Raw genomic sequence first — 12,938 nt, 5'->3', positions numbered from 1 at the left:
TGGGGGTATGGTAGGGAGCTTCAACCGTTTGCCCGGGGCCTCCCTTCCGCGGCCCTTGACTCTTCCAGGCGGCAGTACCGTTCTCTATGGTCAGATGGAAAGTCGTTATGGGCCTTCCACCGTAAAAAGCATTGCCTCCACCTCACCTTCTATCCTTTTTCCTTTTGGGCACGGCCTTGGCCGTAATCCTCGTTCACCAGGGAAATAACGCCCTCCACATCGGGTATTTTGGCCACCCTTACCGATTTAAAGTGCTTTCTGGCCTCGGTGGCGGTGGTTTCCCCAATGCAGTAGGCCTTCTTGTTGGCCCGGTTGTTCTTTAGGTAGCTTGCTATGCCGGACGGACTGAAAAAAAGCACACTTTCCACGCTATCGTCCACTTTTTTTCCGGACAGTTTTGTTTTGTAGGTCTCCACCGAGTGCACGGTGATGTTGGCCGCTTCCAGGGTCTTGGGGATCTCGTCCAGGCTCAGGTTGCCGCAAAAATGGGTTACCTCGGTGCCTTCCAGGTGGTCCACCAGGTATTGGGCCAGGTCGGCGGCATAACTTTCAAAATGGGTCACCTTTCCCAATTTTTTTTGGATGAGCCTCCGGGTCTTTCGTCCCACGCAATAGATGTTCTCAAAGTTCAGTTCCTCTGCCGTAACATTGGTGAGCAGGGCCTCCACGGCATTTTTGCTGGTAAAAATGGCATTTTTTACCTTTTTCCTGAGCAGTTTGGGCGCTATGCGGTTGGGGCTTATTTTTATAAAGTCTTCAGAGGCCACCTTGAGGGAGGGATCAAAACGGTGCAGCTGGTCAGGGGTTAGTTTTTTGGTGGAAAAGACCTGGGTGTTGGCCGTTTCGCCCTGCAGTAGGTTCATAAGGCGCTTTCCGCCCTTTCTCAAGATGATCCTGGCGCACTCCACGCCCAGATGATGGTGTTTTCCCAATGGGGCAGACCGGCTGGTCTCCAGTTTTTGGGAGCCGTCCACGGTGAGCAGCACGCCCTCCAGGGTAACCACCCCATCCTGGTCGATCTTGGCCAGCGCCCCTATGGGGGCACTGCAACCGCCTTCCAGTTCCCTGAGGAAGTCCCTTTCCAATTGGGTGCAGATGGCGGTCTCCTCATGGTTCAGCTGGGCACAGGCGGCTCTGGTCTCCTCGTCTTGCTCCATGGCCACCACCATGATGGCGCCTTGTGCGGGGGCGGGCAGCATCCAGGTAAGGCCCAGGGTGTTCTCCGGCTCCAGTTTTATGCGTTCCAGTCCTGCGGCCGCAAAGATGGCGGCGTTCCAGTTGTTGTTGTCGAGTTTTTCCAGGCGGCTGTTGATGTTTCCCCTGAGGTCCACCACGGTGTGGGTGGGGTAGCGGTTTAACCATTGGGCCTTTCTCCTGAGGCTTCCGGTGGCAATGACGCCCTCTCGCTGGCCCAGGAACTCCTCATTTCCCTTAAAGGCAAGGATGTCCAAGTGGTTGGCGCGTGGCAGCACGGCGGCCTGCACAATGCCCTTGGGCAGGGCGGTGGGCACGTCCTTCATGGAATGCACGGCCACGTCCACATCGCCGTTTAGCATGGCCACGTCCAGGGTTTTGGTAAAGATGCCCGTAATGCCCATTTCGTAGAGCGGTTTGTTCAGCACCAAATCGCCGGTGGATTTTACGGGCACCAGTTCCGTTCGGTGGCCCAGGGCCTCCAATTGTGCTTTTACCGTGTTGGCCTGCCAAAGCGCCAATTCGCTGTCGCGGGTGCCTATGCGAATGGTTTTGCTCATTTGCGGTGCGGTTCTATTTGGAACACCTTTTGGATGAGGTCCAGGCTGGAATCAAAATCAACGGTATCGTCCTTGAGGTGGTTGGCAAATTGTTTGGTGATCTTTTGTATGATGCGGTCCGAGATGACCTCTGCCTGTGCATGGTTGAAGTCGTTCCGCTTTTTGGACTGGTAGTTCAGTTCCTCCGTTTTTATGGTGTTCAACTTCATTTTCAGGGCCTTGATCACGGGTGCGAACTTACGGGTCTCCAGCCACTGGGTAAAATCGTACCGGGCCTCTTCAATGATGGCCTCTGCCTTGGGGATGAACTTTTTTCTGCGCTCCAGGGTCTCGTCCGTCATCTGGGACAATTGGTCCAGGTACACCACGGACACATTGTCCAGCTCCGCCACGCTCTCGTGCACGTTCTTGGGCACGGAAAGGTCCAAAATCAACAGGGGTTTCTTGGTGTGTATGAGTTCTTGGGTAATGGTGGGTTTCAGGGCGCCGGTGGCCACCACCAGGATATCCGCTTTTCTGATCTCTGCCTGCAGGTCCCCGTAGTCCTTTACAATGAGGTTGAACTTCCCGCCCACCTGTTCCGCTTTTTCCTTGGTGCGGTTTATGAGGGTAATGTTGGGGTTGTTGGTGTGCTTAATGAGGTTTTCGCAGGTGTTCCGGCCGATCTTTCCCGTTCCAAAGAGCAAGATGTTCTTTTGGCCAATGTCCTGCACGTTGTTCAGGATGTACTGCACCGAGGCAAAGGCCACGGAGGTGGCCCCGGAAGAGATTTCGGTCTCGTTCTTTATGCGCTTGCTGGCCTGGATCACGGCGTTGCACAAACGTTCCAAAAAGGCGTTTCCAATGCCCGCCCTTTTGGATCGGTTAAAACTTTGCTTGAGCTGGCTAATGATCTCAAAATCGCCCAAAATCTGGCTGTCCAATCCCGTTCCCACGCGGAACAGGTGCCCTATGGCCTCCTTGTTCTTGTACACATAGGCCACGTCCTGAAATTCCTCCACGGTGCCACGGCTGTGGTCGCACAGGAGTTTTATGAGCTGGTAGGGGTGCTGGGCAAAACCATGCAGCTCGGTACGGTTGCAGGTAGAGGTGGCCAACAGACCGTCCAGTCCCTCTTCCCTGGCCGCGGCCAACAAGCTGTCAATGGCCTCTTCACTGAGACTGAATTTTCCACGCATTTCCTCATCGGCCTTTTTGTAGTTGAGGCCAATGGTATAAAAGGAGTTGTGTTTGGAAATGTGGTAGTCTTTCATAAAGAGGTACAAAAATAACGGGCACGTTTTTATAAAAATAACGCTCTAGGAACAATTAATATCGTTTCTTGGCTTTTTGTTTGTAATTTGCCCCAAATAGAGCGAAATACCCTATTTTTGGGGCCTTAAAGAAGATGTTTGTCCACTCTATTTAGAAAGAATCTAAATAGATTACAGAAAGATGTGCCCATGGAAAAGGTAAAAAATGTCGCTACAGGTTCATTTGAGGAGATCTTGGTGGACGATGGTTTTTATGTGCTTAAAATTCAGAACGATAGGTCTCAAGTTGCACAAATCCAGCGCGATATCAACAAACGCCACATACAGTTTCATTTTTGTCTCAAGGGCAGCGGTAAATTTCTTTTCAATGATGGCGGTTACGCCCTGGAGGTCTCGGAAGAGAACTCCCTGTTGTTGTACAACACCCAGCAAGACCTGCCCTTGGACCTTCATTTGTCTCCGCGGTCCTGGATGGTCTCGGTGGTGATGACCATACGCAAGTTCCATTCCTTTTTCTCCGAGGAGGCCAGCTACATTCCCTTTCTCAATGCAGAGAACCGGGAAAAGAAGTACTACGCCCAGGAGGCCGTTTCCCCTGCCATTGCCGTGGTGCTGAGCCAGATCATGAACCATAACCTGCACCCCACCATTAAAAAGCTCTATGTAAAGGGCAAGGTGTACGAGCTCATTTCGCTCTATTTTAACAAGACCACGGATGCCGAGGCGGAACAATGTCCCTTTCTGGCGGACGAGGACAATGTGAAGCGCATTCGCAAGGCCAAGGAGCTGGTCATTGCCAATATGGCAGAACCGCCCAGCCTGAAGGAACTCGCCAAGAGCGTGGGCCTGCCCTTAAAGCGGTTAAAGGAGGGTTTTAAGCAGATCTACGGGGACTCGGTCTTCAGTTTTTTGTTCGACTACAAGATGGAGTATGCCCGCCGCCTTTTGGAAACGGGGCAGTACCATGTGAGCGAAATAGCCTTGCGCATAGGCTACAGTACCAGCAGCCACTTCATTGCGGCCTTCCGTAAAAAGTACGGCACCACGCCCAAGAAGTACATGAAGGAACTGGCTTGAAACCCGTACGGGCAGGCCAGTGTGGTGTGGGGAGCCATTCAACCTTTGAAAAGGAAACAAGGCTTGGTGGCATCTTCCATTGATCTGTACTAAATGTACACCTACAAAAGCGTCCATTCACCACAATGCCTCTTGCCAAAAATAAATCTGCCATGGTGTTCCCAGGGTGCTGGAACCGGCATGGCTGGTGAACTCTTTGGAAAAAACAAGTTTGCCCCAGGCCATGTCCGGGTGCCCAGGTCCAAAGCCAATGTCAGTGACAAAGTGCTGTCTTCCATGTTGCATCTTGCTCCCAAAACATCTTTCTGGACAATCGTAAACCCTTGGATTTCTTGAACACGATCAGTGGGATACGGATGATCGGTGACCATCTTGCCGAGATGGAATACGGAGACAACGTTTCATCGAACTTTATACGATAACGTGGGAGAAATACGCCAAGAACCTGGAAGCTTCGGGTAGGGCAAATCGATGGAATTTGGACAAGCAGCGCGTCTTTTGTGCGGCTTCCGGCCGTTCTTTGGGCGTTCTGGAATTGGTTGCGCACAGCAATGCCATTATGGAAGGGGCACCCTCTAATATGGTGACCTTGGCAATTCCCGAGATTGAGGATTTTGTTTTTGGAGCGGCCACCGGTGCTTTTCCACCTAAGGGGCACTTATTGGAAAACAGGGCCATTGCCCAAGGGTGTGGAAGTGATTGGTATTTAAATCAGCACAGTCCGGTTTTGAGAGTGCCATCCCCTTTTTTCCAACATTGTCATGGCCCACACGACCAATTTCAAGGCGGACCAGCGACTGCTTTGGCCCCGTGCGCTACCAAGCACACTATTTTTCGGGAACCATTGGCCTTGCCACTAAAACACCTATGTTTTTGCTAACGCCCTTTAGGTATTCTGCCAGGGGTTCCTTGGTCACTTCCACCTCCATCGAGGTGGTGGAGGCGTGCAAAAGGTGGATGCGCCCGTTGGCCTCCCGCACGGCAAATCCCGTGTGGGTAACGTCCAGGCCCTTGATGGACGTGGCCAGGGCAATGATGTCCCCCGTTTTTATAAGGTGTTCGTTGGCGGCTATTTGATCCTGGGGCAGGTAGCAAAAGTCTTCCTTGGCCAGTCCTTTTTCGGTGGCCAGGATTTGCTCAAAGTTGTCATCGTCCTTTAAGAACGGATAGAGCTCCCGGTGGGTTCCCATAAAATTGATGTCCTTTTCCATTCCCACACCGCCCAGTGCCGCGGTCATGTCCTTTAACAGGCCCTTCTTTTCGTTGTTGCGGATCCAATGGGTAAAATAGTGCAGGCGGGAACCGTAGCCATCCATTTTCCCGTCCAGGTACCTCAGTTGTTCCAAGGTTTCCGTAAAATCCCCAAATTGGGTCTGGCCGCGGTGCAGCATCAGCCCAAAGGCCATGGCATTCTCCACAAAGGTGGTGCAGTCCAGGCCCTGTAGGTTCACCACCAGGGTCTCGGTCTCGCCGATCTCCAAGGTTTTTGCCACGTAGGGCACGGACAGGAACGTCTTGCCCACTTGTGCCACGGTGGCCCCGAGATCGGACTGCAAGAGCCCGTTCACCTCCTTTATTTTGGCCTCCACCAGCGTTCTGTTCTCTGGGGAACAGCTAATTTGCTGTGCCGTTGTTAGGCAAAGGGGCATCAAAAAAACGAAAATAAAGATCAGATGTTTCACGAGACGCTATTAGGGGAACAAAGATAAGCCATTTTCAACGTTTGCCGTGGGCATGTTGGGCCCCTGTGCCCTGCCTTGGGATTTCCGTCATGGCATCATCCCATCGCATCCCTTTCCCTGAGTAGCACCCGATGGTGGGGCAGGCTTTCGGGATGGTTTTTTTGGAGATAGGCAATGAGCTTTTCCCGCACGTGCACCCTGAGCTCCCAGGCCTGGGAGGCATCCCTGGCGCTCATCATGGCCCTGACCTCCATATGGGTGGCCTTGCTGTCCGTGACCTGGATGTTGTTGGCCTGTCCGTCCCACAGGTCGGTCTGTTCCAGGATACGGGTAAGTTCTTTGCGCAGGGCGCCAATGGGCACCCGGTAATCCATGTGCAGGAACACTGTGCCCAAAATGTCCGAAGAGCTCTTGGTCCAGTTTTGGAAAGGGGTTTCAATGAAGTAGGGCGTGGGCACTATGAGCCTGCGCTTGTCCCACACCTTCACCACCACATAGGTCAGGGTAATTTCCTCAATGCGCCCCCATTCGCCCTCCACGATCACCACGTCGTCCAGTTTTATGGGCTGGGCAATGGCGATCTGTATGCCGGCCAGTACGGTGCCGATCAATTTCTGGGCAGAGAAGCCAATGATGATGCCCGCCACCCCGGCCGATGCAAACACGCTGATGCCCACCTCCCTGATCTCATCAAAGGTCATCAGGGCCAGGCCCACGGCCAGGATAACCACGATAAAGATCACAATGCGCTCCAGGATATTGAACTGGGTATAGATTTTTCGCGCCTTGAGATTGTCTGCCGTGTTCACGTTATAGCGGTTTACCACCACGTTCTTTACAATTTTGAGCACGGCAAGAATGAGCCAGGTAACGGCAAAGATGAGCAACAGGGTGCTGGCCCTGACAAAGGGTTGCACCATCTCGGTGAGGCCCAAGAGCTCCCGCAAGGCCGGAAGGCGCAGGAGAATGGCCCCGAAAATGAGGAGAAAGGGCAGGGCCATTTTTTTCATACTGCCCTTGGGCAGCAGATATTTGGGGTCTTTCCCCAATTTGCGAAGTACGTAGAGCACCGCCCAATAAATGACCATAAAGAGCAGTATGGTGCCCACGAGGGTGAGTACGGAACGGTTGGATAAAGAGTTCAAAAAGCTGTCCATGCCATAGGTTTTGGGGCCAAGGGTAACCAAAAACAGCACAAATCCTTGGGGCAATCGCTTTTACTTATATCGCAATCAAGAAAAGAAGCCCGGCGGGCATTGGAAGATGTCAGGGGCATGCCTTATTTTTGCAGGAAAACAAGGAAAGCTATGAAAGGAGTGTTGTTGGTAAACCTGGGTTCCCCGGACAGCCCCACGGCAAAGGACGTAAAGCCGTATCTGGACGAATTTTTAATGGATGAAAGGGTCATTGACGCCCCCAAATGGCTCCGTAACATCCTGGTGCGGGGCATTATATTGCAGACCCGGCCCAAAAAATCTGCCAAGGCCTACGCCAAGATCTGGTGGGACGAAGGCTCGCCACTGATCATCCTATCGGAAAAATTCACCGAAAAATTAAGGAAACAGACCCAGATGCCCGTGGCCCTGGGCATGCGGTACGGGAGCATGTCCATTAAGGGTGCCCTGGCCGAACTGAGGGAAAAAGGCGTGGACGACGTGCTCTTGGTGCCCCTTTACCCCCATTATGCCATGTCTTCTTACGAGACCGTGGTGGTGAAGACCCTGGAGGAGCAACAAAAGCACTTTCCGGAAATGAAAGTGACCACCATGCCGGCATTCTACAAACACCCGGATTACATTCGGGCCCTTTCCGAAAGCATCAAGGAGGGCTTGAAGGACTTTGAGTACGACCACATCCTGTTTTCTTACCACGGCATCCCCGAAAGGCACATCCGCAAGAGCGATCCCACCAAGTTCCATTGCAAGATGGACGATACCTGCTGTTCGGTAAACTCCGTGGCCCACAACACCTGCTACCGGCACCAGGTCTATGACACCACGGAACTGGTCAAGGCCTACTTGGGGCTGCCCGATGAGCAGGTAAGCTCGTCCTTTCAGTCCAGACTGGCCGGGGATCCCTGGTTAAAACCCTATACCGATTACGAATTTGAGCGCCTGGCCAAAGAGGGCGTAAAGCGGCTTGCGGTGATCACCCCCGCCTTTGTGAGCGACTGCCTGGAGACCTTGGAGGAAATTGCCATTGAGGGCAAGGAAGAATTTGAGGAAGCCGGTGGCGAACACTACAAGCACATTCCCTGCCTGAACGACAACGATGACTGGGTGGCCGTTATGGCCAAGTGGGTGAACCATTGGGAGCGCAGCGGCAAGCTGGATGTGGTTCCGGTGGACTGACGCCTACTGCGAAAGCCTTACAAATTTGCTCGTATGGGCAGGGCCCCAACGGTCCGTTCCTTTTTCTTTGCAACCGGCGGAAGCCTGCCCTGCAATGACCCCGGGGTTTTTTGCCCTTGCCCAATTGGTGCCGCATTGGAGGTGCGCCACGGGTTAAATTAGATAAGTTCCTATGGCCAAACTCACTTCCGAACAATTGGGCACCGAGCCCATTTCCAAACTGCTGGTAAAGCAGGCCGTGCCGGCAAGCATCGGTATCTTGGTCATGTCCCTGAACATCCTGGTAGATTCCATTTTTGTGGGCAATTGGATCGGTTCCGTGGCCATTGCCGCCATCAATGTGGTGCTGCCCGTCTCCTTTTTTATCGGAGCCCTTGGCATGGCCATAGGCATAGGAGGTGCCAGTGTGCTTTCCCGTGCCTTGGGGGCCAATGACCGGGAAAAGGCGCTGAAGACCTTTGGCAACCAGATCACCCTGACCGTGCTGGTCACCGTGTCCATGGTGCTTTTGGGCCTTTATTATGTGGATGCGCTCATTCCGGCCTTTGGGGGCAAGGGCGCCATTTTCGACTATGCCAAGATATACTACGTCATTGTGCTCTATGGGGTGCCCTTTTTGGCCTTGAGCATGATGGGCAATGCCGTGATCCGGGCAGAGGGCAAGCCCAAATTTGCCATGGTGGCCATGATCATCCCCTCGGTGACCAACCTGACCCTGGACTATGTTTTTATAGAAATCTTTGGTTGGGGCATGCACGGGGCCGCCTGGGCCAGTACCGGCGCCTATCTTTTTTCCTTTGGCTATATCCTGTATTTCTTTTTGTCCAAACACTCCGAGATAAAGATCGATTTTTCCCATTTTGGTCTGGACCGTGGTATTCTCGGGGAAATAGGCTCCCTGGGCTTTGTGACCCTTGCCAGGCAGGCCGTGGTGAGCGTCATTTATCTGTTGCTCAACAACATTCTCTTCAACTTGGGCGGCGAGGCCTCCGTGACCGTCTATGCCATTATTGGCCGCATGCTCATGTTTGCCCTGTTTCCCGTTTTTGGCATTACCCAAGGCTTCTTGCCCATTGCGGGCTACAACTACGGCGCCCACAATTATGGCCGGGTCAAGGAGTCCATAGCCATTGCCATTAAGTATGCCGCCCTGCTGGCCAGTTTGGTCTTTGCCGGGCTTTTTATATTTCCTGCCGAGATAGCGGGGCTCTTTCTTGGAACCGCAGAAGGTGCCACCGCGGCCGAATTGGCCATAAACGCCTATGTGCTGGAGCATACGCCCAGTGCCATGCGCTGGGTGTTTGCGGCCACGCCCATCATAGCCCTGCAGCTCATTGGAGCGGCCTACTTCCAGGCCATTGGCAAGGCCGTGCCCGCCCTGTTGCTCACCCTCACCCGGCAGGGCTTCTTCTTTATTCCCCTGGTGCTCATCTTGCCCCAGATCTTTGGCGAACTTGGGGTGTGGATCAGCTTTCCCATTTCAGATGTATTGGCCACCGCGGTCACGGGGTACTATCTCAGAAAGGAAGTCCGTGCCCATTTAAGGGAATGATCGTTGGCGGCCATAAGTTTCATATCTTGTTCCAAAATCATTGAAGGATGAAACATTCTTATTTATCTTTTACGGCGCTGTTGCTGTTTGCTTGTGCATCAAAAGAAAAAAGCGAAAATGTGTTTCCCCTATTTGTGGGCACCTATACCCAGGGAGCCAGTGGGGGCATATATCAACTCATCTTCAATGCCTCCACGGGCCAGCTCTCCGGAAAAAAGGTGGCGGCCGTGGTGGAGAATCCCTCCTTTATAAAGCTCAGTGCAGATGGTACAAAGGGCTACGCCGTTTTGGAGACCGATGGTTTCGAGGGCGGCCTGGGTGCCGTGGGGGCGTACACCGTTGAAGCCGGCAAATGGACACCCACGGGCGCTGTGGTGCCCGTGGGCCCGCACCCCTGCCATTTGGCCCTGTCGCCCAACGAAAAGCTCTTGGCGGTCTCCAGCTATTCCGGTGGCAGTGTGTCCCTGTTGTCCCTGCGTACCGACGGTTCCTTTGATGGTAATGTGGAGGTGTTGAACTTAAATGTCAAGGACAGTACAAAGGCCTCCCACGCCCATGCGGCCCAGTTTACCCAAGACGGACTTTTTGTGGCCGACCTGGGCATGGATGCCGTGTTCCGGTTTCAGAGTACTGGCGGTGGGTTTGTGCCCGCGGGGCAAGAGCGGCTCTCTTTGCCCCAGGGAGCCGGCCCCAGGCACTTTACCTTCAGTGGGGACGGCAGCAGGTTGTATGTGATCAATGAGTTGAATTCCACCATCACCGTTTTTGGGAGAACGGCGGGCGGGGAGTACAGGGAGATGGAACACCACAGCACCCTGGCGGCCAATTTTAAGGGCGAGAGCTTCTGTGCCGACATCCACCTCTCCCCGGACGGTAAGTTTCTTTACGGTTCCAATAGGGGAGAGAACAGCATTGTCATCTTTAACGTACATCCGGAAACGGGGGCGCTCACCTTGGTGGGGCGTGAGCCCGTACGCGGCAATTGGCCCAGGAACTTTTCTTTGGATCCCACGGGCCGTTTTCTTTTGGTGGCCAATCAGAAAAGTGACAACATCACCGTCTTTGAGCGCGACACGCTTCGGGGAACCTTGACCTTTGTTTCCGAAACGGCCCTTCCCAGTCCGGTTTGTTTGGAGTTTTTGTAGGGTATTTCCATACATTTTTAAAAAGGCTTCGTTTTTTTCATGAAAGGGGCCCCCTCTTTGATTGTTCCCTTCAAGGAAAAGATGACCAAAAATCATCTGCCAAAAAACCTTGTACACGCCTCAGTGATGTTATGGAGGGTATGTTGAATGGCCTTGATTCCCTTACCGTGCCGGCTTATGCCCCACGGGAATCTTGATGCCCGTAAAGATGTTGAACACTTGTGCGCTGTCTCCCAACAGATTGGAGACAAGGCTGCTGCTGCCCAGGGTCAAGGGCCCCAACCTAAAGCCAAAGCCCACGGCCGTTTGGCTAAGGGCACTGTGAGAAATGGGCAGGTAGGCGCCAAAGACCCTGGTCTCAAAACGGGGGGTCAGGGTAATGCGATTTAGGCGGTTGTTGTTAAAAATCTCGTCTTTTGCCACCAGGCCCTGGTTCAGGTTCAAGTTTAGATACCATTTGGGCGTAAAGCTGTAGTCCAAGTTAAGGTGCAGGGAGGTGGGCAGGGCAAGGGCAATGTCCTGTCTGGAGACATTGGTGGTACTGTTATTGTCCAGTACGTCTATGAAATCGTTTTCCAGGTCCAGGGCGTTCACATCGGCGTTCACGGTATAGTCCGTTACTTCCGTGTCTGCATAATTGATGCTTCCAATGTCCACAATGGAAAGACCCACTTTAAAGCGGTATTGGTTAAAGGCGCGGGCATCGTTGTTGTTGGAGGGGGCAATGGACTTCCTGTCCCGGTATTCGTACACAAAGCCCACATCTGCGCCAAAACCCGGGGAAATGTTCTCGAAAAAGTCCTCCGCGCTTCCCGCATCGTCCACGGTAAGGGCATAGGAGAAGTCGCCATTGAGCCGCACATTGCCCGCGTTGGAGTCAAAATCACCGTTCAGGGTATTGGAACTTCCCTGCACGGCACCGCCGCCCAGGAGGTACTTCAAGGTGGCCCCTCCCTTGAGCATATGGCCTTTGGCCTGCCAGAGCACGCGGCCATAGGTGAGGCCGATCTCTCCCCAGGCGTGGGTGGTAAAGTCCAGGTTGTCTTGTGAAAAATTAAAGTTGTTGGCGGGAAAACCGTCATAGATGGCCTCAAAGAGTTCCCCGTTCACGTTGTTGAAGTTGCTCACCACCCGTACCCGGGTCGTCAGGGCAAGGCCACTTTTCTCGTTCAGCGAAAACATCAGCGATGGCCCCAGGATATCCGCATCCACCAGAATGGTGTTCTGGTCCGTGGGGAAGCGCTGCAGGCCGTCAAACCCATCGTCGCCCAACAGATCGGTCACATTGCCCAAGCTCAGTGTGGTATAGTCCGTGGCCAGGTCCGTGTTGGTGGCAAAGAGGTTAAACTCCCATTTTATTCTGTTGTCGGCCAGGTTGCCGGGATTGTGCAATAGGCCCTGTACGCCGGCCCTGTTGTCCGTAAAATGCCCCATAAAGGATTGTGCGCCCACCCATTGGGCGGCAAAAAGCACTACCAGGTAAGAAAAGATGGCTTTGTTCATGAGCAATGGTTTAGCGGTTTGGTTCTTGACCCAAAATTAGGGATGGGGCCATCCCGTTGCCATACCCCTTAGTGGGTATTTTTTGGGTGGTGGCTTTGGCAATATCCCGTCTCTGGGCCTTGGGTGGTTGGCAAAACCCCGTATAACAAACTTGGGAAACCGCTGTTTTATTGCGCATCAGTGCCATAAAAGCCTAGGAAGTAGGGAAGCAACGGTTCCATGTAAGCACGCCACATTTGGTGGTTGTCCGTAGGGCCAAGGTGCGCTTGTCCAGGTTGGGGCGGTGCCTTGTGTTGGGGCCAAACGGCATGCACCTTCCGTTTTTCCTGTACATCTTGCCGTACAAGACCCACCATTTCCCATTAAACCCAGATTAAGCAATAGAAATTCCCCGCCTGAAAGGAACGGTCAGGTATTACGGCTGTAAATCCCTTCAAAATCAATCGTTGCACTGACTTTTGCTCACTCACCGTAGCGATGGCTACCCGCCCGTACCGAATGGCACATTCGGGCGGGTGCCTCAATCGCAAAAGTCTTGATTTTATTGGGCTTTACACCCTCATCCCGAAAGTCTACTGCATAATCTGGGTTAAACCCAAAATAGGCACGGGAAAAAGGAGT

General features: G+C 53.2%; 9 protein-coding genes. 4 read left to right on the top strand and 5 right to left on the bottom strand.

What is annotated here, in order from left to right; genetic code table 11:
* Positions 1–149 precede the first annotated feature (149 nt).
* Both hemC and hemA read right to left on the bottom strand, forming a co-directional pair.
* On the bottom strand, positions 150–1,754 hold the full coding sequence (gene hemC / locus ACKWCC_RS05675; RefSeq protein WP_413994944.1) for a hydroxymethylbilane synthase: 1,605 nt from the start codon (positions 1,752–1,754) through the stop codon (positions 150–152).
* A complete protein-coding gene (gene hemA, locus ACKWCC_RS05670) occupies positions 1,751–3,007 on the bottom strand; it encodes a glutamyl-tRNA reductase (RefSeq protein ID WP_413994943.1) in 1,257 nt (418 codons plus the stop codon). The genes hemC and hemA overlap by 4 nt, the downstream gene beginning before the upstream one ends.
* Positions 3,008–3,196: 189 nt before the next feature.
* On the opposite strand from hemA, the gene ACKWCC_RS05665 reads away from it, so the two are divergent.
* Positions 3,197–4,084: an AraC family transcriptional regulator gene (locus tag ACKWCC_RS05665; RefSeq protein ID WP_413994942.1), complete on the top strand. Its 888-nt coding sequence runs from the start codon at positions 3,197–3,199 to the stop codon at positions 4,082–4,084.
* A gap of 827 nt (positions 4,085–4,911) precedes the next feature.
* On the opposite strand, the gene ACKWCC_RS05660 is transcribed toward ACKWCC_RS05665, so the two are convergent.
* Both ACKWCC_RS05660 and ACKWCC_RS05655 read right to left on the bottom strand, forming a co-directional pair.
* Positions 4,912–5,766 (bottom strand): N-acetylmuramoyl-L-alanine amidase-like domain-containing protein, encoded by an 855-nt coding sequence (locus tag ACKWCC_RS05660; RefSeq protein ID WP_413994941.1) that lies wholly within the window; start codon positions 5,764–5,766, stop codon positions 4,912–4,914.
* Positions 5,767–5,861: 95 nt separating this feature from the next.
* Positions 5,862–6,923 (bottom strand): mechanosensitive ion channel family protein, encoded by a 1,062-nt coding sequence (locus ACKWCC_RS05655; RefSeq protein ID WP_413994940.1) that lies wholly within the window; start codon positions 6,921–6,923, stop codon positions 5,862–5,864.
* Positions 6,924–7,073: 150 nt separating this feature from the next.
* Between ACKWCC_RS05655 and hemH the strand changes: the two genes are divergently transcribed.
* The 3 genes from hemH to ACKWCC_RS05640 all read left to right on the top strand — a co-directional run bounded on the left by hemH (position 7,074) and on the right by ACKWCC_RS05640 (position 10,814).
* The gene (gene hemH, locus ACKWCC_RS05650; RefSeq protein WP_413994939.1) at positions 7,074–8,117 is read left to right on the top strand and encodes a ferrochelatase; all 1,044 of its coding nucleotides are present in this window, start codon (positions 7,074–7,076) and stop codon (positions 8,115–8,117) included.
* 172 nt (positions 8,118–8,289) lie between these two features.
* Positions 8,290–9,669, top strand: coding sequence for an MATE family efflux transporter (locus tag ACKWCC_RS05645; RefSeq protein ID WP_413994938.1), 1,380 nt, complete (start codon positions 8,290–8,292; stop codon positions 9,667–9,669).
* A gap of 47 nt (positions 9,670–9,716) precedes the next feature.
* Positions 9,717–10,814: a lactonase family protein gene (locus tag ACKWCC_RS05640; protein WP_413994937.1), complete on the top strand. Its 1,098-nt coding sequence runs from the start codon at positions 9,717–9,719 to the stop codon at positions 10,812–10,814.
* 162 nt (positions 10,815–10,976) lie between these two features.
* Here the strand turns inward: ACKWCC_RS05640 and ACKWCC_RS05635 are convergent, their stop codons facing one another.
* Positions 10,977–12,317 carry a DUF5723 family protein gene (locus ACKWCC_RS05635; protein ID WP_413994936.1) on the bottom strand — a complete coding sequence of 447 codons (1,341 nt, stop codon included), beginning with the start codon at positions 12,315–12,317 and terminating at the stop codon, positions 10,977–10,979.
* Between the last annotated feature and the right edge of the window lie 621 nt (positions 12,318–12,938).

Source organism: Maribacter aquimarinus, assembly GCF_047345505.1.
Taxonomy (GTDB): Bacteria; Bacteroidota; Bacteroidia; order Flavobacteriales; family Flavobacteriaceae; genus Maribacter.
This window is presented reverse-complemented; position numbering and strand designations above follow the sequence as displayed.